Annotated in this window: 21 protein-coding genes; 13 read left to right on the forward strand and 8 right to left on the reverse strand. The window is 68.2% G+C overall.

Going from position 1 to position 24216, the window contains the following annotated elements:
• Positions 1–52: 52 nt before the first annotated feature.
• Entirely contained in the window at positions 53–445 is a 393-nt protein-coding gene (locus IBX18_RS10680) for a hypothetical protein (RefSeq protein ID WP_194833524.1), read from the forward strand.
• 117 nt (positions 446–562) lie between these two features.
• Here IBX18_RS10680 and IBX18_RS10685 read toward each other — a convergent pair whose 3' ends face one another.
• The 3 genes from IBX18_RS10685 to IBX18_RS10695 form a co-directional block, all read right to left on the reverse strand.
• Complete coding sequence (locus IBX18_RS10685; RefSeq protein ID WP_194833525.1) at positions 563–3970, reverse strand: tetratricopeptide repeat protein; 3408 nt, start codon at positions 3968–3970, stop codon at positions 563–565.
• Between the two features lie 89 nt (positions 3971–4059).
• Positions 4060–6165, reverse strand: coding sequence for an ATP-binding protein (locus IBX18_RS10690; RefSeq protein WP_194833526.1), 2106 nt, complete (start codon positions 6163–6165; stop codon positions 4060–4062).
• 174 nt (positions 6166–6339) lie between these two features.
• A complete protein-coding gene (locus IBX18_RS10695; RefSeq protein WP_194833527.1) occupies positions 6340–9372 on the reverse strand; it encodes a tetratricopeptide repeat protein in 3033 nt (1010 codons plus the stop codon).
• A gap of 166 nt (positions 9373–9538) precedes the next feature.
• Between IBX18_RS10695 and IBX18_RS10700 the strand changes: the two genes are divergently transcribed.
• From IBX18_RS10700 to ligD, 5 genes are all read left to right on the forward strand, one after another.
• Positions 9539–9772 (forward strand): hypothetical protein, encoded by a 234-nt coding sequence (locus IBX18_RS10700; RefSeq protein ID WP_194833528.1) that lies wholly within the window; start codon positions 9539–9541, stop codon positions 9770–9772.
• A 30-nt stretch (positions 9773–9802) separates the two neighbouring features.
• Complete coding sequence (locus tag IBX18_RS10705) at positions 9803–10903, forward strand: flotillin family protein (protein ID WP_135237226.1); 1101 nt, start codon at positions 9803–9805, stop codon at positions 10901–10903.
• A 40-nt stretch (positions 10904–10943) separates the two neighbouring features.
• The gene (locus tag IBX18_RS10710; protein WP_371865768.1) at positions 10944–11342 is read left to right on the forward strand and encodes a cold-shock protein; all 399 of its coding nucleotides are present in this window, start codon (positions 10944–10946) and stop codon (positions 11340–11342) included.
• A 141-nt stretch (positions 11343–11483) separates the two neighbouring features.
• Positions 11484–12698: an ATP-dependent DNA ligase gene (locus IBX18_RS10715; protein ID WP_306796219.1), complete on the forward strand. Its 1215-nt coding sequence runs from the start codon at positions 11484–11486 to the stop codon at positions 12696–12698.
• On the forward strand, positions 12695–13696 hold the full coding sequence (ligD, locus tag IBX18_RS10720; RefSeq protein ID WP_135237224.1) for a non-homologous end-joining DNA ligase: 1002 nt from the start codon (positions 12695–12697) through the stop codon (positions 13694–13696). The genes IBX18_RS10715 and ligD overlap by 4 nt, the downstream gene beginning before the upstream one ends.
• A gap of 4 nt (positions 13697–13700) precedes the next feature.
• Here the strand turns inward: ligD and IBX18_RS10725 are convergent, their stop codons facing one another.
• Positions 13701–14465 carry a DUF4190 domain-containing protein gene (locus IBX18_RS10725; RefSeq protein WP_194833529.1) on the reverse strand — a complete coding sequence of 255 codons (765 nt, stop codon included), beginning with the start codon at positions 14463–14465 and terminating at the stop codon, positions 13701–13703.
• Between the two features lie 194 nt (positions 14466–14659).
• On the opposite strand from IBX18_RS10725, the gene IBX18_RS10730 reads away from it, so the two are divergent.
• Positions 14660–15022, forward strand: a complete 363-nt coding sequence (locus tag IBX18_RS10730) for a hypothetical protein (protein WP_194833530.1) — start codon at positions 14660–14662, stop codon at positions 15020–15022.
• Positions 15023–15082: 60 nt separating this feature from the next.
• Here IBX18_RS10730 and IBX18_RS10735 read toward each other — a convergent pair whose 3' ends face one another.
• The 3 genes from IBX18_RS10735 to IBX18_RS10745 all read right to left on the reverse strand — a co-directional run bounded on the left by IBX18_RS10735 (position 15083) and on the right by IBX18_RS10745 (position 17710).
• Entirely contained in the window at positions 15083–15754 is a 672-nt protein-coding gene (locus IBX18_RS10735; RefSeq protein ID WP_228540640.1) for a TetR/AcrR family transcriptional regulator, read from the reverse strand.
• Positions 15738–16883: an acyl-CoA dehydrogenase family protein gene (locus IBX18_RS10740; protein ID WP_194833531.1), complete on the reverse strand. Its 1146-nt coding sequence runs from the start codon at positions 16881–16883 to the stop codon at positions 15738–15740. The genes IBX18_RS10735 and IBX18_RS10740 overlap by 17 nt, the downstream gene beginning before the upstream one ends.
• Positions 16884–17017: 134 nt before the next feature.
• Complete coding sequence (locus IBX18_RS10745; protein ID WP_306796220.1) at positions 17018–17710, reverse strand: TetR/AcrR family transcriptional regulator; 693 nt, start codon at positions 17708–17710, stop codon at positions 17018–17020.
• A gap of 199 nt (positions 17711–17909) precedes the next feature.
• Here IBX18_RS10745 and IBX18_RS10750 point away from each other — a divergent pair, with 199 nt between their 5' ends.
• From IBX18_RS10750 to IBX18_RS10775, 6 genes are all read left to right on the forward strand, one after another.
• Positions 17910–18845 carry an alpha/beta fold hydrolase gene (locus IBX18_RS10750; RefSeq protein WP_194833533.1) on the forward strand — a complete coding sequence of 312 codons (936 nt, stop codon included), beginning with the start codon at positions 17910–17912 and terminating at the stop codon, positions 18843–18845.
• A 36-nt stretch (positions 18846–18881) separates the two neighbouring features.
• Positions 18882–19091 carry a hypothetical protein gene (locus tag IBX18_RS10755; protein ID WP_194833534.1) on the forward strand — a complete coding sequence of 70 codons (210 nt, stop codon included), beginning with the start codon at positions 18882–18884 and terminating at the stop codon, positions 19089–19091.
• The gene (locus IBX18_RS10760; protein WP_194833535.1) at positions 19088–20611 is read left to right on the forward strand and encodes a hypothetical protein; all 1524 of its coding nucleotides are present in this window, start codon (positions 19088–19090) and stop codon (positions 20609–20611) included. Before IBX18_RS10755 ends, IBX18_RS10760 begins: the two co-directional genes overlap by 4 nt.
• 45 nt (positions 20612–20656) lie before the next feature.
• Positions 20657–21442, forward strand: a complete 786-nt coding sequence (locus tag IBX18_RS10765; protein WP_194833536.1) for a hypothetical protein — start codon at positions 20657–20659, stop codon at positions 21440–21442.
• Positions 21443–21526: 84 nt separating this feature from the next.
• Positions 21527–22957, forward strand: a complete 1431-nt coding sequence (locus tag IBX18_RS10770; RefSeq protein WP_194833537.1) for an SDR family NAD(P)-dependent oxidoreductase — start codon at positions 21527–21529, stop codon at positions 22955–22957.
• A gap of 39 nt (positions 22958–22996) precedes the next feature.
• The gene (locus IBX18_RS10775) at positions 22997–23386 is read left to right on the forward strand and encodes a DUF2784 domain-containing protein (RefSeq protein ID WP_135237214.1); all 390 of its coding nucleotides are present in this window, start codon (positions 22997–22999) and stop codon (positions 23384–23386) included.
• A gap of 35 nt (positions 23387–23421) precedes the next feature.
• Here the strand turns inward: IBX18_RS10775 and IBX18_RS10780 are convergent, their stop codons facing one another.
• On the reverse strand, positions 23422–24195 hold the full coding sequence (locus IBX18_RS10780; protein WP_194833538.1) for a thioesterase II family protein: 774 nt from the start codon (positions 24193–24195) through the stop codon (positions 23422–23424).
• Positions 24196–24216: the final 21 nt, after the last annotated feature.

Genomic DNA, 24216 nt, shown 5'->3' on the forward strand with positions numbered 1-24216 from the left:
ATTACCTCCGAGGTAATCGACCCCGCACGGCCTTTCGGGGACCCTCGTGTTCATGGCAACGAACACCACGCCGACCCGCTCCCCGCTGGCCGGCCCACTACGCGGCCTCGCCGTCGGTCGAATCGTCTTGGGCGCGGCGGCCCTCGCCCTACCAGGAAAACTGAGCGCCGCCTTCGGCATCCGCTCTACACCTGAGCTCACCTACATGACGCGAATCTTCGGCGCACGAGCCATCGCACTCGGCGTCGGCTACCTCACGGCCCCCGCCGAGGAGCGGCCGCGCTGGCAACGCATCGCCCTCATGGTCGACATCATCGATACCACGCACGGTGCCACCCACGTTGCCCGCGGCGACGTCCCCCGCCCCACCGCCCTCGCCATGACCGCCCTCACCGGCAGCTACATGGCCGTCGGCGCGACCCGACTCGCGCGGGATCTGCGGTAGCTACACCGCTTGCATCAGTGGCATGGCCCCGCGCCGATGGCTGCGTTGTATTGGCGGGCGCATCGACACGGCCGCGGTCAAACCGGGCTCGGTGCCGCCGAGTTGCCTCGAGGCTCACTATTCGTGGAGTCGGGAGTGCCACTGCGCCAGGTTGTTTCGGGTTACCTCGGTGTCACGATGATCCGCGCCCAACACCCGCTCCCGGTCGGTGAGCAGGCGCGCGAGGTCGGCTACCGCGCCCGCGATATCGCCGGCGTGCGCGCGATAGGCGGCGAGGTTGTTGCGGGTGAGCAGCGTGTCCGGATGGTCAGGGCCGAGTACCCGGAGGCGGTCGGCGAGCAGCTGCTGGGTGTCGTGCACAGCGCGCTGCACGTCGCCCGATCGCTCCCGGTACGACACGAGGTTGCTGCGCGTGACCAGCACGTCGGGGTGGTCCGGGCCCAGGACGCGCAGCTGATCGGTGATGACCTGCTCGGCTTCGGCGATCGCACCGGTCAAGTCGCCACCGCGCGCCCGGAGGGAGGCGAGATTGCCTCTGCTGTACAAGGTTTCGCGATGATCGCGGCCCTGCACCCGAATTCGGTCGGCCACTACGTCTTCCAGCTCGGCCGTCGCCCGCGCCAGGTCGCCGGCCTGTGCGCGATAAGCCGCGAGGTTAGTGCGCGTCCGCAGCACGTTCGGGTCGTCGGGCCCGTGCAGGCGAAGCTGTTCGGCGAGCACGGTTTTGGCCGCCGCGATCGCCCCGGCGATGTCGCCGTCGCGCGCTTGCACGGTGGCGAGTTTCGCACGCGTGAGGCGCACCCGGCTGTCGTCGGGCCCCAGCACCTCGAGCTGATCGGTGAGTAGCTCCGACAGCTCCGTTATGGCGCTCGCCGAGTCCCCGTTCTGGCTGAGATATCCCGCGAGGTTGCTGCGGGTCGCCATGGTGTCGGGGTGATCGGAGCCCAGGATGCGACGCTGATCGTCCAGCAATTCTCGTGCCTCGGCGATGGCGCCGGACAGATCGCCCCGCAGCGCCTGGAGTGAAATGAGCCTGTTCCGCGTCGCCAACGTCGACTCGTGGTCTACGCCGAGCACTCGACGCCGGTCGGCGAAGACCCTGGTCAACTCTGCCGAGGCGTCCGTCGCATCGCCGGACTCACCGCGGCACACGGCGAGGTGGTGGCGTGTCGCGAGAGTGTTCGGATGGTCCGGGCCGAGGATCGTGAGCTGGTCGTCGAGCAGGCGCGTGTACTCGGCGATCGCACCGGGCAGATCGCCGCTCTCCGACCGCCGCAGCGCCAGATACTCCCGGGCCTGCAATGCATCCGGATGAAGCGGACCGACCACTGCCTCGATCGACGGCAACCACGCGGCCCACAGATCGCGGTTGTCGGCGGCACGCGGCGTCTCGAGGGTGGTGAGGTAGGCCAGCGCTCGGCCGCTGTCTCCACATTCGAGGTAGTGGCGGGCTGTCGATCCACGGGCGTACTCGACAGCTCGGGGGCTGGTGCACCGCACAGTCGCCGCGATGATCGCGCGGTGCGCGTCGTCGAGGCCCACCTCGAACTGCTCTGCCAGCGCCGGCAGCAGTGCGGTGTGGGCGATCCCGAGGGATTCCTGCGCGGTGCCAGGGTTGCTGCGCGTGATCAACGCGCCCAGGCTGACCGTGATGTCGCGGATACGGACCGAGGTGATGTCTTCGCGGAACGACGACATTGCGCTCTCGAGCACCTCGATGGGCAGCACTGGGCCTGCCCCGGCCGCCGCGAGGACAGCGAGCATCGGACCTATCGCACTGGCCGCGGCGGATCCGACCGTGTACATCGCTGTTCGCACTCGCTGGGCCACAACGGCTTCCAGTTCCGTGCCGACCGATACCGAGCGCCCGGACAACAACAGAAGCACTTCGCTTTGCAACCGGGCCAGCAACCAGCCCCCGGCTGCGACATCCAGCTCTTTGTCGGGCGCGCGTGCGGGCTCATCCTCGGAGATGCCGCGCCGCTTTTCACCGTGGCCTGGGTCCTCGTGCGACCGGTCCGTCTCGTAGAGCCAGGGCGGGAGCCCTTTTCGGGTGGGCGGCGCGCCGCTCGGCGACCTCGTAGGCTCACCGAGTGCGGCGGGCACGTCGGACTGGCCGAACGGACTGGTCGGGGCGACGGGAACGAACTCACGCCACCCAGCACGAATAAGGGCCGCGATGTCCGCGGCGGTCGGCTCGGGCAGCGCGACGCGATGCATGTGTCCAAGGGCAGGGTGCCGATCGGTGCCGGATCCCTCCCGTATCGCGGCGATGACCCGGACATGTCGCAGATCGTCGCCACGGGTGAGCTCGGCTACCGCAGCCACCAGCAGTTTTCGGCTGCCTGCGGCCGGCTGATCCAGGCCGTCCAGTACAAGCGTGATCCGGCTACCCGGCCGCGACACCTCGGCCAGCGGCCGCCGGACCCAGATTTCGAAGACATCCGACTCGGCGACGTCAGCACGCTCCTGAGCTGCGCGCAGCGCTTCGGCATACCCCGGAACCCGCGCTGCCAACTGAGCAGATAACTCCTCGGCCACCGATTCGAGCGAGCTGCTCGCCGTGAGAAAGATTGCCGCAGTGACATATTCGGGCGCGATGGCCAGACCGTCGACCACGCTGGGCCGGATCAACAGTGCCATCAGCGTCGACTTGCCTGCGCCAGGCGGACCGACCACTCCGCGCAACCGCTGCCCACCCGCGTCGATCACGTCGGCAAGGCACTCACGCATCGTGTCGGTGCACAGCAATCGGCGGGTCAGCTGGTCGACGACACCGGCCGCAGGCCGACCGGTGAGCGCGTCTCTGCGCCGAGCCGCGTTGGGTACCAGCCACAGTCCGGCATCACCACCGGGACTGGTCGACACCGTGCCCGCGGTGAACGACAAGTGCAACGGCTGCTGCAGGGCACAACCGCGCGCGACCGGATCGACCAGGTCGTAGGGCAGCAGATTCTCGCCACGCAGCGGCAGTCCGGCACCGAAGGTGGAAAGCATTGTGCGGGTGAAACATCCCGCATAGGCAGGCCCGTCCCCCGCCGCCACCAGCAACTCCATCCGCCCCGCCGACCGCGCCAGCGGCCCGGTCCACAACCGCGCGGCACCCCGCACCCCCTGCTCGGTCTCACACGCGTCGACCAGCACGATCAACCCGTCCAGCGCCGAAGTATTGAGCCGCTCCCTGATCCCCTGCGTCAGATGAAACGCGTTGTCCGACCGCGGCATCACCGGCGAATCGCGCGCCATCAAATAGAAGTCCCCCGAATTGGTAGCCGTCCCATGCCCGATGAACGCAACCAACAGCGTTGCCCGCTGCTCCGAAGCCCGGTCGAACGCCGCATCGATCGCCGTAACCAGTTCTCCCGCAGTCGGATCGAGCACCGGCCCGTCGACCCCCGTCGCACTCCCCCACCCACCCGCCTCCCGCAGCCGCGCATACAGATCAGTAGCCAGCCCATCCGTGAACCCCAGCTCCCCCAACGCCGCACACTCCGACCCCACCACCAGCGCAAGCCGTCCTCCCATGCAAGGGAACATACTCGTTCACCTGCACCCGGCGGACGCCGCCGACCGATCAGCCCACGCCCGCTGCCATCAGCAGCACGTGCCCGCCGTCACGAATTGCCAGGGCCGGCGCCCGACAAATCGTCACTTGTCGCGGCCCAGTACGCGAGTCTCGCTTCGGCGGCAAGTGTATTCGGATGAAACGAACCGACGGCCGCGGCGAACAGCGGCGACCACGCGGCCCACAGGTCGCGGTTGTCGGCAGCTCGGGCCGTCTCGAGCGTGCCGAGGAACGCTAAGGCAGCGGCGGAGTCGCTGTACGCGAGATAGTGGCGCACCGCTGAACCGCGGGCATAGTCGTCCGCCCCGGCACTGCCGCCCGCCTCGATCGCCGCGGTGATCGCGCGGTGCGCGTCCCCGAGGTCGAGGTCGAGCGCGGCGGCCAGCCCTGGCAACAGTGCTTCGTGAGTGATACCGAGCGATTCCCGCGCACTGCCCGGCCGATCCCGCGTGACGAGGACGCCCAGACTTACTGCGATATCACGGATTCGAGCCGTGCCGATGGGGGTCCCCAGCGCGACCAGCGCGGCATCGAGCAGTTCGATGGGCAGCACGGGCCCGGCACCGGCCGCGACGAGAACAGCGAGCAGCGGGTCGATCGCGCTCGCCACCTCCATGATCGGTGTCGCCGTAGCGCGCTGCACACGTTGAGCGACAACAGCATTCAGCTCCGTTGCGCCCACGACGGAGTGGTCGTAGAGGGCGACGTCGACCTCGACGAGGAGCCGGGCCAGCAGCCAGCCACCCGCGTCGGGCCCGATCCTCGGTCCGCCGAGCGGCCCCAAGGTCACCGGTTCGGCGTCCCACGGCGCGGGGCCGTACGGCGGCCGCACCCGGCTGGCACGGATAATGGCAGCCAGCGCGCCGTCGGTCGGCACGGTGAGCGCGATGCGGTGCATGTGCCGGAGTTCCGGCACCTGCTCGACGCCGGTGCCTGCCCGAATGCCGACGATGACCCGCACGTGCCCGAGATCGTGGCGGCGCGTCAGATCGGCGACCGCGGCGATAAGCAGCCGCCGGGGACCTTCCGCCGGCTGGTCGAGCCCGTCGAGCACAATCGTGACGCGCACGCCCGGCCGCCCCATGTTGGCCAGCGGCTGACGGACTTCGACGTCGAAGGCGTCCGAGTCGAACCCCTGACTGTCGGCGAAGTACCGCGCCTCTTCGAGGGCATCAACGTACCCGGGCAGGCGTTCGCTCAACTGCGCGGACAGTTCGGCGGCGACGGCCTCGACAGAGCTGTTCACCGTGAGAAAGACTGCCGCGGTGACATATCCGGGCGAGATCGGCAACCCGTCGGCCAGGCTCGGCCGAATGAGCAACGCCAGCAGGGTCGATTTGCCACTACCCGCTGGTCCGACGACGGCACGGAGCCGATGACCACCCGCGTCGACGACATCGTCCAAATGCCCGCGGATGGTGTCGGTGAGCAGCAGGGTGCGCGTCAGCTGATCCACGAACCCCGCCGCCGGGCGCCCCGTCAACGCATCTCGGCGGCGGGCGGTGTTCGGCACCAACCAGAGGCCGGGATCGCTGCCGGGAGCCGTCGAGATCATGCCCGCGGTGAACGACAAATGCTGTGGAAACTGGTAGCGGCACGAGTGCGCGATCGGCGCGATCAGATCACCGGGCAGCAGATTCTCGCCGCGCAACGGCATCCCCGCGTCGAACGTCTCCAGCATTGTCCGGGTGAAACATCCGCCGAACGCGGAGTCTTCGTCCGCGGCGACGAGCATCTCCATTCGGCCGTACGACTGAGCGAGCAGGTCGGCCCAGCGGCGCGCGGCGCCTTGCACACCCTGTCCCGTCTCGCAGGCATCGATCAGCACGATCAAACCGTCCAGTGCCGACGCGCCGATCCGTTCCCTGATGCCCTGCGCCAGGTGAAACGCGTTGTGCGAGTTCGGCACCGCCGGGGAGTCGTGGGCCAGCAGGAAGAAATCACCGTCGCCGATCGCCGCGCCGTGCCCGACGAACGAGATCAGCAGGGTCGCCTGTTGCGCGGATGCCGCACCGAACGCCTCGTCGATGACCGAGACGAGTTGTGCGGCAGACGGATTGAGCACCGGCCCGGCCACCGCCGTGGCGGGCAGCCACCCACCCGTGTCACGCAGCCGCCCATACAGGTCGGTGGCCAGTTGATCGGTGAACCCCAACTCCCCCAGCGCAGCACCTCCGACCCCACCACCAGCGCAAGCCGTCCTCCCATGCAAGGCAACATACCGTGTGCGCGCTATGCCTAGACCCTGCACCGACTCTCGGGACCCGAGCCCTGCCCGTGGTGCCCCTGACGATGCGGATCCCGAGAACCAGTGCGGATCAGCCCCTGATCAAAGCCCGAGCTGCTCGCGCCAGTAGGCGAGGGTGGTTTGGGTGCGGATGGTGGCGGCGTGGGTGGGGCCCAGGGCGCGGAGTTCGGCGACCAGGAGGACTTCGAGTTCGGCGATGGCGCCGACGATGTCGCCGTTCCGGGCTTCGCGGTCGGCCAGTTCGTTGCGGGTGGCGAAGGTGTCGGGGTGGTCGGGGCCGAGCACGCGCAGCCGGTCGGCGAGCAGGCGGGCGAAATCGCCGATCGCGCCGGGGAGGTCACCGGCGTCGGCACGGTAGCTCGCCAACGAGCTTCGGGTGGTGAGGGTGTCGGGGTGATCGGGACCGAGCACGCGGAGGCGGTCGGCGAGCAGGTGTTTGAACTCGGCGCCCGCACCGGCCAGGTCGCCGCTGCGAGCGCGAAACGCGGCCAAGCTGTTTCGCGCGGCCAGGGTGGCCGGGCGGTCGGGACCGAAGACGCGCTGGCAGTCGTCGAGTATCTGCTCGAAATCGGCTCGGGCGCCGGCGAAGTCGCCGGTCTCGGCGCGCCAGTAGGCCAGGCTGTTGCGGGTCTTCAGGGTTTGCGGGTGCTCGGGACCGAGCACCCGGGAGCGGTCGGCGCGTAGTTCTTCGAAATCGGCGATGGCGCCGACCAGGTCGCCCAGGTCGGCACGGTTGGACGCCAAATCGTTTCGGGTGCGCAGCGTGTCGGGATGGTCGGGGCCGAGCAGGCGACGCTGGTCGCTGAACAGCCGCTTGTATTCGGCGCGGGCGCCGATGTAGTCGCCGCAGCGGGCCCGGTAGGTAGCCAGATTCGCGCGCGTGCCAAGGGCTTTGGGGTGATCGGGACCGAGGATGCGCAGCCGGTCGGCCAGCAACAGCTCGAAGGCGGTGATGGCGCCGACCAGGTCGCCGCTCTCGGCGCGGTGGTAGGCCTCGCGACTGCGGGTCGTCAGGGTGTCGGGGTGGTCGGGGCCGAGCGTCTCGATGAAGGCCGGTACCCAGGCCGCCCAAAGATCGCGGTTGTCCGCGGATCGCGCGGTCTCCAGTAGTTCGAGGAAGTGCAGGGCGCTGGCGGAATCCCGATAGGCGAGGCAGTGCCGCACGGCCGAGCCGCGCGCGTAGTCGGCGGCGCGGTCGCTGGTGCTCTCCTTGATGGCGGTCACGATGGCCCGGTGCGCGTCTTCGAGTTCCGCGCCGAGCAGCCTGCACTCGTTGCGCAGTCCGGGCAGTAGGGCGCTGTGCGTCACGCCGAGCGACTCGCGCGGGGTGCCCGGCCTGCTGCGCGTCACCAGCGCGCCCAGGGCCACCGTCATATCCCGGATCCTGGCGATGTGGAAGTCCACGCCGAGCGCCGTCATCGCGGCATCGAGCAGCTCGATCGGCAGCACCGGCCCCACCCCGGCGGCAACCAGCACACTGAGGAAAGTGCCTGCCGCACCGGACGTTTCGGCCGACATGCCGCGCACTGCCCCCTCGACCCGCAAGGCGACGATGCGGTCGAACCCGATACCGGCGGCGACCGCGCCATCGGTGATGCTCGACGCCACCTCCGCCAACATCCGAGCCAGCAGCCAGCCGCCGGAAACCACATGCGACTCGTCGCCGACGGCCGTCGGCGTCTCGGCCAGCAACGACTGGATCCAGTTCACCCAGTCCGCCGGGTCGGCGGGCGCCCCGCTGCCGCGCGCGGATCCGACCACGGTGGCGATGTCGTCGGCGGCCGGTTCACCCACCTCGATCCGGTGCATGTGCGCCAACTTCGGCGTGCGTTCGACGCCGGTCCCGTCCCGGATTCCGACGATCACCCGCACGTGCCGCAGATCATCGCGCCTGGTCAGATCGGCGATGGCGGAGACGAGCAGCCGCCGGGTGCCTTCCTGCGGCTGGTTCAATCCGTCCACCACCAGCGTGACCCGCCTGCCCGCGGTCGACAGTCGCGCCAGCGGATGCCGCACCGACAGGTCGAAGATGTCGAACTCGTCCCTGGCCCGGTGCGCGCGCACCGTCTGCGCCGCCTCCGCGAACCCGGGCAGTCGCGCGGTCAGCTGCGCCGCCAGCTCTGCCGCGACCGCCTCGATCGAGCTGGCGGCGGTGAGAAATACTGCGGCGGTGACATATTCGGGCGTCACCGCCAGCCCTTCGACCAGGCTCGGCCGAATCAGCATGGCCAGCAAGGTGGACTTACCCGCACCCGCCGGACCGATCACCACGCGCAGGCGATGGCTGCCCGCGTCGACGATCGCGTCGAGATGTTCGCGAACATCCGGCGTCACCAGCAGTCCACGGGTGAGCTGATCGACGAATCCCGCTGCCGAACGGCCGCTTACGGCATCTCGATGCCGCGCGGTATTGGGCACCAGCCAGAGCCCCGGATCCGCGGTGTGCGCCACCGAGACCGAACCCGAGGTGAACGAAAGATACTGCGGCTGTTGGTGAACGCAGCTGCCTGCGATCGGATCGACCAGATCGGCGGGCAGCAAATTCTCGCCACGCAGCGGCAGTCCGATGTCGAACGTGGACAACATCGTTCGGGTGAAACAGCCGGAGAACGCGGGTCCCTCGCCGGCCGCGACCAGCATCTCCATCCGCCCGGCCGACTGGGCCAGCAGGTCGGTCCACCGGCGCGCGGCACCGATCACGCCCTGCCCGGTCTCGCAGGCATCGACCAGCACCACCAGGCCGTCCAGCGCCGACTGGTTCAGCCTTTCCCTGATCTCCTGAGTGAGATGAAAGGCGTTGCGCGAGTTCGGTACTGCGGGCGAGTCATGCGCGAGCAGATAGAAATCCTCGGCGCTGGTCGCCACGCCGTGGCCGATGAACGCGAGCAACAAGGTCGCCTGCCGTTCCCCGGCCTCGGCGAACGCCGCATCCATCGCCGTCGCCAGTTGCCCCGCAGTCGGATCCAGCACCGGCCCGTCCAGCTCCGTGGCCGAGCGCCAGCCACCGACCTCGGTCAGACTCGCGTACAACCCCGTGGCGAGTTCGCCGGTGAACCCCAGTTCCCCCAGCGCCACACACTCGGACCCGACAACCAACGCGAGCCGTCCTCCCATGCAAGCAACATACCCGTGGGCTATCGACGGCGATCAGACACCCGCAACCTGGGCATTCCGTCATGACAACGATCGCGTTACGTTCGCCGCCTCCGTTCGGATACCGAAACGTGCTGTGCGGGACGTAGTGTGGCGGTCTGGTTGCCAGCGGGAGGAGATCGGTGCGATGAGCGACCCGGTGGTCGGTTTGGCGGGTACGCTCACATCGCCGATCCGGGGTCCGGGCTTGCTCGCAGAGGTGCTGATAGCGATTCGAGGGGGGACAGAGCTGTACATCGCACGCGCCGCCGAGGCAATTCCGGCGGGCGCGACCGTGTTGGTCATCGCGGTGAATCCGGGACGCATCCTCGATGTGGTGCCGTGGATTCCGCTGACGCCGGAACCGGCCGGGCCATTCTGAAGCAGTTCTGAAACAGTAAGGGAGACAACCGTGCTGGGTTACCACGTACCCAACCCGGACGAGGCGATGCTGATCAGCGGCGCCAAGAGCAAGGACAATGCGCCGTTCAAGGTGGTGATCGGCCGCGGCAGCTGGGTGATTCCACTGTTCCGCAAGGTCAGCTACCTGTCGCTGGCCATGTTCGAGGCCGAGATCAAGGAGCGCTGCGTCACCAAGCAGGCCATCCAGCTCGAGGTCCGCGCGGTGATCGCGTTCAAGGTCGCCAACGACACCACCTCGATCGTCAATGCGGCGCAACGCTTCCTGTCCGAACAGGAGAAGGAGATGTCGGTGCTCACCGGCCGCATCTTCTCCGGTCACCTGCGCTCGATCGTCGGCTCGATGACGGTCGAGGAGATCATCCGGGAGCGCCAGAAGCTGGCCGATGAGGTGCTTGTGGCCTCGAAGGTGGAGATGGGCAATATCGGGCTCTGGGTGGACTCCTTCCAGATCCAGTCCATCGACGACGGCAACCTCGGCTACATCCAGGCGCTCGCCGCGCCGCACAATGCCTCCGTGCAGCGCGACGCGCAGATCGCGCAGTCGCAGGCGGCGCAACTCTCCGCGCAGGCCGAGCAGGAGTCGCTGCGCAGGCAGGCGGAGTACCAGCGCGAGACCGCGATCCTGCGCGCGCAGTACCAGCGCGACATCGACAAGGCGAATGCCGAAGCGGCACAGTCGGGTCCGCTCGCCGAGGCGATGGCGATGCAGGAAGTGCTTACCGCACAGGCCATTCAGGCGCGCAAGGAAGCCGAACTCCGCGAACAGCAGTTGCAGACCGAAGTGGTGAAACCCGCTCAGGCCGAAGCGGAACGGGTGCGCATCCTCGCCGAGGCGGAGGCCGACCGCACCAGGATCCAGGCCGCCGCGGCCGCGTCGAACAACCGGATCGCGTTGGACCAGTTGTTGATCGAACAACTTCCGGAAATCGTCAAGCAGGCCTCGAACGGACTGGCGAACGCGAATCTGACCGTGCTCAACGGGCCGGACGGAGTGAGCGAACTCGTCAACGGAATGGTCGGCCAGGGCCTCACCGTTTTCAATTCATTGCAAAAGGCGCTTTCAACCAACGACAGCGAAAACGCGGGCTAAGGTGGCCGGGTAGCGACGGCGCGGCGAGGAGCGGGTGTTGGTGTCCATCGGGAAATTGGTGTCGTTCGACAGCTCTCGGGGATTCGGTTTCATTCGACCGGAAGATGGCGGGCCGGACGTATTCGTGCACGTCAACGACATCGGTCTGGACGAAGACGAGTTGCGCCAGGGGCGGGTGTTCGAATTCGACATGACAGAGGGTGATCGTGGGCCGAAGGCCGTCAATCTGACCGTGGTGGCAGGTCAGCCGGGCCCGCCGCCGGCACCGCACAAATCCAAACATCGGTCGAACTCGGGCCAGCTCAACGCGAGCGAACACAAACGACTGATCACCGAGCTGCTCCTGGACGCGAGCCCCGCGCTCACCGCGGGCGAGATTCTCACCATCCGCGACCGGCTCACCGTCTTCGCCGAGCAGCATGGCTGGCTGGACAGCTGAGCGAGAACCGCCGCATCCGCACGTTCGATGATCTTGTCGGATGCGGCGCATACGATCATCGGCGAGGCCACTACCCGTACCGATGAATTTCGCGCGATCGCGGCGTCGGTACGGGTAAGCAACGAACCCGAGGAGGATCGCGTGGACCTGCCGGTCATGCCGCCCGTCAAGCCGATGCTGGCCAAAACCACGTCCGGCGTGCCACGCGAGGCGGGGCTGAGTTACGAGCCCAAATGGGACGGATTCCGCTGCATCGTATTCCGCGACGGGGACGAGGTAGAACTCGGCTCACGCAACGATCGCCCGCTGACCAGGTACTTCCCCGAGGTCGCCGAGCTGCTGAAGCAGGCGCTGCCGGATCGGTGCGTCGTCGACGGCGAGATCGTGGTGGTCACCGAGCAGGGCCTCGACTTCGACACTTTGCAGAACCGGCTGCACCCGGCCGCGTCGCGGGTGAACAAGCTGGCCGTGGAGACCCCGGCCAGTTTCGTCGCGTTCGACCTGCTCGCCCTCGGCGACAAGGACCTGACCGAGGAACCGTTCGCCGAACGCAGGCGGCTACTGGAAACGATCTTGGACACCGCGCTCGCGCGCGTGCATCTCACGCCGATCACCCAGGATCCCGACGTCGCCGAGGACTGGTTCACCCGGTTCGAGGGCGCCGGCTTCGACGGGGTGATGGTCAAGGGCAACGACCTCACCTACCTGCAGGACAAGCGGGTGATGCTCAAGGTCAAACACGAACGCACCGCCGACTGTGTGGTCGCCGGATTCCGCTGGCACAAGGACGGCGAGGGCGTCGGTTCGCTGCTGCTCGGCCTGTTCGACGACGAGGGCAATCTCAACCACGTCGGGGTTGCGAGCAGTTTCACCGCAGCCCGGCGCAAGGAACTGGTCGAGGAACTGGCACCGCTGCGCGAAAACGCCTTGGAAAACCATCCGTGGCGGGCATGGGCCGACGCCGCGGCGCAGGCCAGGGCCGACGGCAAGATGCCGGGCGGGGTGAGCCGCTGGACCGGCGGCAAGGACCTGTCCTGGGAGGCGCTGCGCACCGAACTGGTCGCCGAGGTCCGCTATGAACACGTGCAGTCCGGGCGGCTGCGCCACGGCGGCAGGCTGGTCCGCTTCCGGGCCGACCGCACGCCGGAATCGTGCACCTACGCCCAGCTCGATGAGGCGCCGCCCGCCGAATTGAGTGCGATCTTCACCGAGGCACGAGCTCAGGGCCCGGAGGCGGTAGCGAAGCGTGACCACGCAGGGCCTGCGAGTGCCTCGAAATCCAATACCGAGGCGCCGGTCCCGGCAAAGGGCGACGGGGCAGGGCCGGCGAAAGCCGATAGCGAGGCGAAGTCATGACCGAGTCGGTCGATATCGAGCTGGACGGCCAGACGGTCACCATCAGCAATCCCGACAAGGTGTATTTCACCAAGCGGGGCGAGACGAAACTCGATCTCGTGCATTACTACCAGGCGGTGGCCGAACCGTTCCTGAATGTGGTCGGCGGGCGTCCGCTGCTGCTGGAGCGTTATCCCGACGGCGCCTCCGGTAAGTCGTGGTTTCAGAAGCGGGTGCCGAAAACCGCGCCGAAGTGGCTGCACACCGTCGAGGTGTCCACGCCGAACGGCACCACCGCCGACGCGCTCGTCGCCCACGATCTCGCGCACATTCTGTGGGCGGTGAACCAGGGCTGCCTGGGTTTTCACGTGTGGCCCAACCGGGCCGACAACCTGAAGATCGCCGACGAACTGCGCATCGACCTCGACCCCTCCCCCGGCATCACCTTCGACGACCTCAAGCACGCCGCCGTACTCACCCGAGAGTTGTTCGCGGAGTTGGGCATCGAGTCGCGGATCAAGACGTCGGGCTCCCGCGGCTTGCACATTTATGTTGCGCTGGAACCGAATTGGGATGGCTACCAGGTGCGGGCCGCCTCCGTCGCGCTGGCCAGGGAGCTGGAGCGCCGCCATCCCGAGGAGATCACCGCGCAGTGGTGGAAAGAGGAGCGCGGCAACCGCGTGTTCGTCGACTTCAATCAGAACGCCCCGCACAAGACGGTGTTCGGGGCGTGGTGTGTGCGCCCGAAGGTCGGCGGGCAGGTCTCCACCCCGATCGACTGGTCCGAATTGGACACCGTGGTCCCGGATGAGCTGACCATCGCCACCGTGCCCGCGCGGCTGGCCGACAAGGGTGATCCATGGGCCGACCGCGCACCGCAATCGATTGCCCCGCTACTGGAAATGTCGGAACGCGATATGGCCTCGGGTCTCATGGACGCGCCATGGCCACCGCAGTATCCGAAGATGCCGAACGAACCGCCCCGCGTTCAGCCGAGTCGTGCCAAGAAAGAGGAGTAGAGCGCTACTCGGTCCAGAGCACCCAGGTGCCGCTGCGGCCCGAGAGTTCACAGACCAGCGCGCGCCCGTCCGCGGTGCGGCCCGTCTTCGCGGTGCTGCCATCGCATTTGCCGCCGGCCTGCTGGATCGCCGTCGACACCACGAACGGGCCCGACCACCGATAGCTGCCCGAACTGAGTAGACAGATGAGCGTGCCGCCCTCGGCGCCGCTGCCGATCTGGCCGACCTGACTCTCCGTGCACGACGCACCCTTTTTCAGGTTGCTCGGCTCGGTCGTGCTCGTACCCGTCGTGGTGGTCGCCGCCGTGCTCGGCGCGACGGAGGTGGTCGGCGGGGGTAGTCGATCGGCGGTCGACGGCGCCGACAGGCTCGCCGTGGTCGGCAGCTTGTCCGCGCGAGTCAGCGAGTCCGGCAGCATGTTTCCCGACAGCACCACCAGTCCCGCGACGGCGGTCACCTCCGCGACACCGATCAGCAGCGCGAACATCGCCATCACCCGGCCGCGCGGATGCGAGAACGCGATGAACCCGAAAACGATGGCGACCGGAAACAATCCGATCAGCGCGGCCACCAGCGCGACGATCGCATAGGGATTCACAATGGGCGGAATCTCCACCCGCAACCGGCCGGTCCGGCGCCGCGGCGCCTCCTGCCAACGCTCCTCGGGCTCCGGCTCGACCCACTGCTGCTCTTCTTCGGCCGCCGGCCACCTGTCATCCGGCGCTGCCGCAGGCCAACGTTCACTTTCACGGCGATCCGCCCGTGCCATGCCAGGACCCTCTCCACACAAACCACCGTGCAGGAACCTCGGACTGCCCGGACCCGCCCCGATATCCCGACCCACAATAGGGGCACGGCGGCGCGACATCATCTGAAACGTCCAATTGCTGGCTGTTTTGCCATTCGAGGTTCATGCTGATCGGAAAGTGTCACTGATCTTGCGCTGACTCCCCAGGAGGAACCATGTTCGGTAGCACCACCCCCGACGACCGCGAAAACCGGCCGTGGCACGCCCAGGCGGGCGATCTACTCGGCGACAATTACAACGTTCCCGGCCTCATTCTCTGCGCGCTCGGCATGGTCGCGCTGGCCTGCACCCTCACCGCCGCCGGCTACGGCTTCAGCAATTGGACGCAGATCGGCGCGATCGCGACGGCCGCGCTGTGGATTCTCGGCATCGGCGCACTGCTGGTCGAGCATCGGCGCGAGGAGGTGCTCGAACGCAAGTACGGCAGGCTCGGCCACGCGCCGGGACATCGGCGGCCGGTGCGCTACAGCATGGATCCCGCCACCCCCGGCGATGCGGCTCCGGAGCCACTCACCTAGGCCCTGTGTCGAAGTCCGGCCGGATACATCCGGACTCAACGAACACGGACCGCCGTGCGCTCAGCGCCGGCGGTCCACCTTCGGCAGCGACTCGGTGACCAGAGTCATCAGCATGTCGGCCAACAGCTCGTGCACCTGCGGGCGGGTGAGCGTGCCGCGGGTGATCCATTCGCGCCCCGCGACTTTCACCAGCCCGCCGTACGCGCGGACCATCGCGCGCAGTGCCGCACTGCGTGCCGAATCGGCCAGTCCGACCATGAGCAAGAGGCGCTCGGCGGCCGCGTCGTCGGCCTGATCGAGGATCTGCTGCACCTCGGGGTCGTCGCCGACGCCCTCGTGGCTGGTCACCTTCACCCAGGTGCTGCCGTGCTCGGCGATGGTATCCAGCAGCCAGTGCACACTTGCATCGACACGCTCGCGCTCGGTGCCGGTCGGCACGATCATGTCGTCCAGCTTGGGCAGGGTGACCATGCGGCGCACCACCGCGAGATACAGGTCGCGCTTGTTGCCGAAGTAGTGGTTGATCAGCCCGCGGGCCACCCCGGCGCGCTGGGCCAGCTCGGCGGTGGACACGGCCGCGTAGGGCCGCTCGCCGAACATGTCGATCGCGCAGGCCAGGATCTGGGCCCGCCGCTCGTCGGGTTCGAGCCGACGCCGGCGCGGCAGCGCGGCTGCGTCGGTGTCGTCCCGGCGAGCGGTGGGATCGCTCGTCGTATCAGAGAGACCGGGCAATGAGATCCTTCATCACCTCGTTGCTACCCGCGAGGATGCGCAGGACGCGGGCGCCGGTGTAGAGCTGCGAAATCGGATACTCCGTCATGTAGCCGTAGCCGCCGAACAGTTGCAGGCAGCGGTCCACCACGATACCCAGCTGGTCGGTGAGCCAGTACTTCGACATCGCCGCGGTGGGGATGTCGAGTTCGCCGCGCAGATGCTTGACGATGCAGTCGTCGAGGAAAGTGCGGCTGACCTTCGCGATGGTGGCGCACTCGGCGAGCTCGAACTTGGTGTTCTGCATCGCGAACAGCGGCTTGCCGAAGGCCTCGCGGCCCTTGGTGTAATCGATGGTCAGCTGCACGGCCTGCTCCATCATCACGACCGCGATGATGCCGGTTACCAGGCGTTCCTGGGCCAGCATCTGCATCATTTGATAGAAGCCGAGGCCCTCCGCCTCGCCGAGCAGGTTCGAGGCGGGCACCCGCAGTCCGTCGAAGAACAGCTCCGCAGTGTCCTGCGCCTTGCCGCCGATCTTGTTCAGGATGCGGCCGCGTTTGAAGCCCGGGGTGTCGTCGGAGACGTCGGCGAAGATGAGCGAGACGCCGGAGGCGCCCTTGGTCGGGTCGGTTTTGGCGGCGATGATGATGCCGTCGCAGAGCCAGCCGTTGGTGATGAAGATCTTCGAGCCGGTGATGACGTACTCGTCGCCCTCGCGGATCGCGCGGGTCTTGATGTTCTGCAGGTCGGAGCCGGTGCCCGGTTCGGTCATGCCGATCGACAGCACCATTTCACCGCTGGCCGCCTTGGGCAGCACCCGCTGCTTCAGTTCCGCGGAACCGAATTCCTTGAGGTAGGGCGCGATGATCGAGGTGTGCACCGGCATGCCCATCGAGCCGTCACCCGCGCGGGACTGTTCCTCGATGATCGCGGCCTCGTGCGCGAAGGTGCCGCCGCCACCACCGAATTCGGTGGGAATGGCGGTGCACAGCAGGCCGAGCTCGCCGGCCCGGTTGTACAGCGCGCGGTCGGGGTGGCCCTGCGCGACGAACTTCTCCTCGTGCGGGACGACCTCCTTCTCGAAGAACGCCTTCGCCAGGTCGCGTACCGCCTCGACCTCGTCGTCACTCCATGCGGCGCGTGCCATCATCGGATCCTTTGCTCGCTGCTCTCCGGCCTCGGTGCCGGTCACTCGCCATCAGATTCTCGCACTATTGGCAGCGTGTCAACAAAGCGGGCACGCGTTGATTCGACCCGGTGCGATGGGTTATCGGAAAGCGGTCAGCTTGCGGGCTGCTGCGCCTGATTCACGGCGGCGAGCGAGGTGAAGATCGGTGTCTCCGGATCGGCGGAAATGCCCTGCCTGCGCAGGAAACCGTCGATCAGGCCCCAGACGAACTCGGTGGCCTGATCGATGAATTCGGCGGTCCGGTCCGGGTGCGGCACCACCGAGTCGGCCAGCCACAGGTCGGTGATCGCGACGACCACACCGACCACCGCGCGGGACAGATAGTCGATGCCCGCGGTGTCGATCGGGATGGACTCGGCGATGTCGCGGGCCTGCCTGGCAAAACGGTCCGAGGCCGCGCGCCCGAGATCGAATTGCAGCACCGTGCCGTCGGCCTGCTGGGTCACCTGCGCCTGGCCCAGGAAGCGAAAAACGTTGGGATGCTGGAGAATGCTGTCGGCGTATCCGGTGAGCACCCGCCGCAGTGCGGTTCGCGGGGGTTGCAGCATGAGCGTCAGATCGTTGCCCGCGGCGGCCGCGGCGGCCTTGGCCATCCGGTTGCCGATCTCAGTGTAGAGATCGGCCTTGTCGGCGAACTGCCGATACAGGCGGGGCTTGGTGATGCCCGCTTCCCTGGCGATGTCGTCCATGCTCGGCCGCGGCCCGTCCCGGTCGATCACCCGGATCGCGGCATCGACGATCTCCGCGCGGGAGGTCGGCGACGAACGAACGCTGGGACGGGGCACGACCGCAGCATACACGTACCGCCGGTACGGTTATCAGCGTGAGCTACGCCATAGTCTGCGGCTAGGTCTCCCGTTGCCGGAGTTTTCTTCGTACTGTCAGTATCGGAAAACGTACTAGCGGTACGGGAAGCCGATTTCGAGCCACCCCACCGACGAAGTGCGTGCACGGCCGGCCGCTCGCACCGAACGAGGCAACGACATGACCAACCTGCTCGACACCGACACCGACACCCCCCGCCCGGACCGGCAGTGGACGGTGACCGCCGACGGCGCCGAACTCGCGGTCTTCGAGTGGGGCGACCCCGCTGCCCTGCCCTTGGTCCTGGTGCACGGTCTCACCGATACCCACCGCGTGTGGGCCACGGTGGCCGCCCTGCTCACCGACGGCTTCCGCGTGATCACCTACGACGTGCGCGGCCACGGCCGCTCGACCAGCCCCGCGCTGCTCGAAGACTTCCGGCTCGACCGGCTCGCGGACGACTTCTACGCGGTGATCGACGCGGCGAGCCCGAAGCGACCGGTGCATACGTGCGGGCACGGCTGGGGTGCGGTGCAGCTATGGGAAGCGGTGTGCGATCCGCGGGCGAACACCCGAATCGCCTCGTTCACCGCCATTTCCGGCCCCAACCTCGACCATCTCGGTCTGTGGTTGCGGGCCGTCGCACCGCAGGCCAAGCTGCGGGCCGGCGATCTCGGCTGGTGGTTGCGTAACGCCCGTGGGACGCTCAGCCCGGTTCCGGTGGCGCGCAGGCTCTACCCGCCGCGCATCCGCACGCTGCTGCTGGAACAGCTCGGTGGGCTCTCCCCCGTGCCCGCCCGGATCGCGCGCACCTGGCGCACGGATCTGCTGGCGGGCGGGCGGATCGCGCAGGCCAACCTGCTGCATCATCTGCGACGGCCGCGGGTGCGGCGCACCGCGGTGCCGGTGCAGTTGCTCGTCGACAGCACCGACCCGTTCGTGCCCGCCGCCCTCTACGACACCTCGACCCGCTGGGTGGACCGGCTGTGGCGCTGTGCGGTCCCGGCCGATCATTGGCTGCCGGTCACCGAGCCGCTGCTGGTCGCCGAGGCGATCGCGAATTTCGTGGACGACATGCGCGCCGATCGAGCGGCGATCACTCCGCGCAGCAGCTGACCTCTTTCGACAACTCGACACCGATACGGAGATCTCATGCCGGACGCAGCCCTGAGCCGAACCCTCGGCGCACCACTGCCCGACGAATTCGACCGGCTCACCGACTCCGACCTCGATGAACTCGACCGCCTGCTGCGCAACGCGGTGGCCGCCCGCGGCGAGCGCCTCGGCGCTGCGGTCGAATCCTCGCTCCAGCTCATTCCCCGGCTGATGCGGCCGACCGTGAAAAGAGCGCTGGGTTTATGAGTACCCCACTGATGGCCCGGGCGGAGACCACGAAACTCGCCCGCCTGCTCGATATTTCCGATCCGGCGCAGCTCGACTTCCTCAATGAGCTTTCGCCAGAAGCCATTCGGGCTTTCCGCGAGCGAGCCACCGATCTGCTCTTCGACGGTGACGCCGCACGCATGAAACGCGTTGCCGCCGCGACGAAGTTGGTACCGACCGCGATCAGCGCCAAGGCCGCCGAGCGCGCGTTCGGTCCGGTGCTGTGCGCGGCCGTCGCGGGCTCGGTCGAACCGTCGCGCGCGGTCGATATCGCCAAGGCGCTGCCCGCGCGGTTTCTGGCCGAGACCGCGGTCCAGCTCGATCCGCGGCGCACCGCCGACATCATCGCCGCGGTGCCGCCCCGGCTGGTGGTCGAGGTGGCGCGGGAGTTGCTGCGCCGCGACGATCACGTCACCATGAGTCGTTTCGTCGGCGTGGTGCCGGAGGAATCGATGCGCGCCGCGGTGCCCGCGATGGGCGACGCCGATCTGCTGCGCATCGGCTTTCTGATGGAGGACAAGTCGGCCGTCGACCGGCTGATGGGCCTGGTCACCGACCGGCTGGCCGGCGTCATCCGGGCCGCGCACGAACAGGATCTGTGGGCCGAGGGCCTCGACCTGCTCGACAGCGTCGGCCCGGAGAATCGGGCCGCGCTCGGCGATATCGCGGCCGGGCTCGGCGGCGAGGTGCTCGACGGCCTGATCGAGACGGTGCGAGCACTGGACGCCTGGGAATCGCTGTTGCCGATCACCAGCGCGATGAACGCCGACAGCCTGCGCGTCTTCGCGGAGCGGCCCGCGGTACAGGAGGAATCGGTGCTCGCCTCGATCATGAATGCCGCACTGAGCAAAGGGTTCTGGCTCGACCTGCTGCCGCTCGCGGTGCACTTGCAGCCGGCACAACTCGCGGTGCTGGCCGCGCGCCTGGCCGACAAATCCGACGAGGAACTCGGCGACCTTGTCACCCAGGCGGATTCGGCGAAGCTGTGGGACGCCATGCTGCCGATCGCGCTCGCCATGACCGATACCGACCGTCGCCGGATGGCCGGCCTACCGATCATGCGTGACCCGGCGGTGCTGCGCGCGGTGATCGCCACCACCGCCGAGCACGAACTCTGGTCCCAGGCACTGCCTTTGGTGGATGCGCTGCCCGACTCCGCGACCCCGATCCTCGCCTCGTGCCTCGGCGATCTCACCAGGGAGCAGCTACTCGCCGCCGTGCTCACGGCCATGCGCAGCGACAACATCGACACGCTGGTGGATGTCGCGCTCGCCCAGGACGTCGACGGCCGCGCACGAGTACTCGACATCATCGACGGGATGGATGATCTCGACGAGTTCCTCGCCGCATTGACGCCGGAGACGCCAGATGTGGTGTGGGCCGGTCTGATCGAGGTCCGTGCGGAGATCCCCGCCGAATTGCGCACCCGGCTCGCCGCCCGCGCGGACAGCTGCGGCCGCGGCGGCGAGGCGGCCGATCTGCGCGCCGAACAGGCCTGACCGAACGACCGGCGGCGCCGACGGCGAAGTGATACTTTCGCCCCCATGACGGGACCGGCGGGTCAGGGTCCTCGCCTCAGCAACGCCGGCTGGCTGCATCAGCCGTTGGCGCCGATCGGACCGATGCGGCCGTACCCGGACGGCCGGGTGCCGCCGCAACCGCTCGGGCGCTGGAAACAGCCCGGCGGCAACCGACTACGCACGCTCGGCGCCGTGGTGGGGGTCTCGACGCTGGTGATCGTCGGCGTGCTCGGTGTCGCCGACAGCGACCGCCACGCCGACCCGGTGCCCGATCTGCGGGGCTATCACTACGTCGACAATCTGTGCGCGATCACCGACACCGCGCCCTACACGAACTCCGGCTTCGTCTTGGCGCCGTCGAGTTCGACCGGGCCGAAGTATCCGCTGCATCAGACCCTGCTGCACAACGCCGTCGACTCGATGACCTGCACGATTCGCCTCGCCCCGCCGGGGTCCCGGGAGCGGTCCAAGGACACCACGCTCAAGGCCGGCGCCGCCGTGCACAAGCAGACCGACCCCGGTCCAGAATTCACCGCCCGCTTCGAGACCTGGAACAAATCCGAACTCACCGAGGACGATGACGTCACGAAGATCGATGGTCTCGGTGACGAGGCCTACGTCGTCCGGAAGCAGTCCGAGCACGGCCCGAACACGGGCGTCACCGTCGCCGTCCGTGAGGGCTGGACCACCTATGAGATCAGCTGGCTGCACCCGCCCTCGCTCAACCCGAACACCGATCTCACGGTGGCCGCCGTCATCGAGTTGCTGAAGGGGACCGCTGCCTCGACCATGGTGCTGCTGCGCGCGTAGGTGACCGCGCGGTAGCCGGGTGGTGGGGTTTGCGACAATGGTCGGGTCGATTTCCCAGCTCACCGAAGGATGCCTGTACCACCGATGGCCGAAAGCATGATTGATCCGGACGAGCTCGCGACCTGTCTGCGGGTACTGGACCAGGCCGGGCAGCTGGAAAAGGAGCATCCCGACTCGGTGGCGGTGCAGCGCGCGGTCGGCCACATGTTCAAGAAGCTCAAGCAGCGGCGCCGGATCGAGGCCAGGACGGCGGTGGCGCAGGCCGACCGCGAGGTGATCGCCGCGACGGCCACCGGCTCGCCGCAGCGGATCGACGACGAGACCGCCGGCATCCCGCTGGCCTCCAACGCCCGCGGCGCGAGTGCGGGCACGCTGCTCCGTGCGCGGCCCTGCTACATCTGCAAGCAGTCGTACACGCAGGTCGACGCGTTCTATCACCAGCTGTGCCCCGAGTGCGCGGCGAGCAGTCACAGCAAGCGGGACGCCCGTGCCGATCTGACCGGTCGCCGCGCGCTGCTCACCGGCGGCCGCGCCAAGATCGGCATGTACATCGCGTTGCGGCTGCTGCGCGACGGCGCGCACACCACCATCACCACACGTTTCCCGAACGACGCCATCCGCCGCTTCGCCGCGATGGACGACAGCGCGGACTGGCTGCACCGGTTGCGCGTGGTCGGCATCGATCTGCGCGATCCGGCCCAGGTGGTCGCCCTCGCCGACGATGTCGCGGCGCAGGGCCCGCTCGACATCCTGATCAACAATGCCGCCCAGACCGTGCGCCGCTCCCCCGGCGCCTACAGCGCGCTGGTCGACGCCGAGTCCGGTCCACTGCCTGCGGGCGCGCTGCCCGACGTGGTGACGTTCGGCAAGACGATGCAGGCGCATCCCACCGCGCTCACCGCCTCGCTCACCCCGACGCTGACCGCCGCCGACGTCGCCGAGCTCGCGCTGGTCGCGGGATCGGCCACGCCCGAACGCATTTCGCGTGGCGTGGCGATCGACGCCGGTGGCCTGGTGCCGGATCTGGCGCACACCAACAGTTGGGTGCAGACAGTCGCCGAGGTGGACCCGACCGAACTGCTCGAAGTGCAGCTGTGCAATTCGGTCGCGCCGTTCATCCTGGTCTCCCGGCTGCGCCCGGCTATGGCCGCGTCCGCTGCGCGGCGCAAGTACATCGTGAACGTGTCAGCGATGGAAGGCCAGTTCGCCCGCGCCTACAAGGGACCCGGCCACCCGCACACCAACATGGCCAAGGCCGCGCTGAACATGCTGACCCGCACCAGCGCCGGCGAGATGCTCGAAGCCGACGGCATTCTGATGACCGCCGTCGACACCGGCTGGATCACCGACGAGCGGCCGCACTACACGAAGGTCCGGCTCGCCGAGGAGGGCTTCCACGCGCCCCTCGACCTCGTCGACGGTGCCGCACGCGTCTACGACCCGATTGTCCAGGGCGAGAACGGCACCGATCTGTACGGCTGCTTCCTGAAGGATTACCGCCCCTCGCCCTGGTGACCCCGGCGCGGATCGCGGGTCGATGGCTAGGCTGGTGGAGTGTTGTACCGGTTGCTGGCCGATGTCACCGCCGCGGCGCATTTCGTGTTCGTGGCGTATGTGGTTGTCGGCGGGTTCCTCGCATGGCGCTGGCCGCGCAGTATCTTCCTGCACCTGATCGCGTTCGGGTGGGGGTTCAGCACGATCTTGTTCGGGCTCGACTGCCCGCTCACCCATGCGGAGAACTGGGCGCGGCACAAGGCAGGCGACGCCGGACTGCCGTCGAGCGGGTTCATCGACCATTACCTCACCGGGGTGATCTATCCGGAGAGCGCGCTCGCGACCGTGCGGGTGCTGGTCGCGGTGTGTGTCGCGGTGTCCTGGGTGGGGTACGGATGGCTGCGGCGGCGGGCAGCCGGGTCGGCCACCCGCCTGCAGGCATCCCACTAGTGACACGCGTGAAACAGTCTGGGCCGGAATAGTTTTCATGCGCGCGTTCGGTCGCGCGCGAGGTGTTCCGCGACCACCTCGGCCACCTCGGCGGGGCGTTCGTCCAGATAGAAGTGACCGCCGGAAAACGTTGCGCGGTCGAAGGTTCCGGTGGTGAAGTCGCGCCACTCGTCGGCCTGCTCGGGTGTCATCGTGGGGTCCTCGGTACTGACGAGGGCGGCGATATCGGCGGTCAGCGGGTCGCCCGGGGTGTACCGGTACGTCTCGACGGCCTGGTAGTCGCCGCGCACCGCGGGCAGCACCAATTCCGCGAGACTCGGTTCGTCACGCAGCATTTGGATCGGCGCGGGATCGGCGGCCAGCCGCTCCAGCTGCCCGATCAGTTCCGCGTCGGTGCCGAGGTGCACGCGCTGGGTCTCCACGAAACTCGGTGCGGGACGGCCGGATGCGAACAGCGTCGTCACCGGCTGCCCCCTGCGCTCCAGACGTCGCGCGGTTTCGAACGCGACGCTGGCCCCCATGCTGTGGCCGAATAACGCGAGCCGGTCGATGATTCCGTGCCGCAGCACTTCTTCAGCAATCCGGTCGGCGAGCTCCGCGAGGTCGGTGATCGGCGCCTCGCCGAGCCGGTCCTGCCGACCCGGATACTGCACCGCGACAACGGCGATGCCCGCCCCGAAGTGCTGCGCCAACTCCCGATACGCGGTCGCCGGACCGCCGCCCGGCGGGAAACACAGCAGGTGGTGCCGGGGAGTCGCCTCGGATCGCAGGATCCGCAGCCACTCGCCGGACTCGATTGTTCGGCCCACGTAAATCTCCTTCTCAGACGG

This window comes from Nocardia sp. XZ_19_369 (genome assembly GCF_015355715.1).
Taxonomy (GTDB): domain Bacteria; phylum Actinomycetota; class Actinomycetes; order Mycobacteriales; family Mycobacteriaceae; genus Nocardia.

Bases quoted from the DNA above. Each gene is read 5' to 3' on its own strand.
- IBX18_RS10680 (WP_194833524.1), top strand. From the start codon at position 53: ATGGCAACGAACACCACGCCGACCCGCTCCCCGCTGGCCGGCCCACTA.
- IBX18_RS10760 (WP_194833535.1), top strand. From the start codon at position 19,088: ATGAGTACCCCACTGATGGCCCGGGCGGAGACCACGAAACTCGCCCGC.
- IBX18_RS10730 (WP_194833530.1), top strand. From the start codon at position 14,660: ATGTTCGGTAGCACCACCCCCGACGACCGCGAAAACCGGCCGTGGCAC.
- IBX18_RS10725 (WP_194833529.1), bottom strand. From the start codon at position 14,465: ATGGCACGGGCGGATCGCCGTGAAAGTGAACGTTGGCCTGCGGCAGCG.
- ligD (WP_135237224.1), top strand. From the start codon at position 12,695: ATGACCGAGTCGGTCGATATCGAGCTGGACGGCCAGACGGTCACCATC.
- IBX18_RS10700 (WP_194833528.1), top strand. From the start codon at position 9,539: ATGAGCGACCCGGTGGTCGGTTTGGCGGGTACGCTCACATCGCCGATC.
- IBX18_RS10740 (WP_194833531.1), bottom strand. From the start codon at position 16,883: ATGGCACGCGCCGCATGGAGTGACGACGAGGTCGAGGCGGTACGCGAC.
- IBX18_RS10765 (WP_194833536.1), top strand. From the start codon at position 20,657: ATGACGGGACCGGCGGGTCAGGGTCCTCGCCTCAGCAACGCCGGCTGG.
- IBX18_RS10770 (WP_194833537.1), top strand. From the start codon at position 21,527: ATGGCCGAAAGCATGATTGATCCGGACGAGCTCGCGACCTGTCTGCGG.
- IBX18_RS10750 (WP_194833533.1), top strand. From the start codon at position 17,910: ATGACCAACCTGCTCGACACCGACACCGACACCCCCCGCCCGGACCGG.
- IBX18_RS10755 (WP_194833534.1), top strand. From the start codon at position 18,882: ATGCCGGACGCAGCCCTGAGCCGAACCCTCGGCGCACCACTGCCCGAC.
- IBX18_RS10695 (WP_194833527.1), bottom strand. From the start codon at position 9,372: ATGGGAGGACGGCTCGCGTTGGTTGTCGGGTCCGAGTGTGTGGCGCTG.
- IBX18_RS10685 (WP_194833525.1), bottom strand. From the start codon at position 3,970: ATGGGAGGACGGCTTGCGCTGGTGGTGGGGTCGGAGTGTGCGGCGTTG.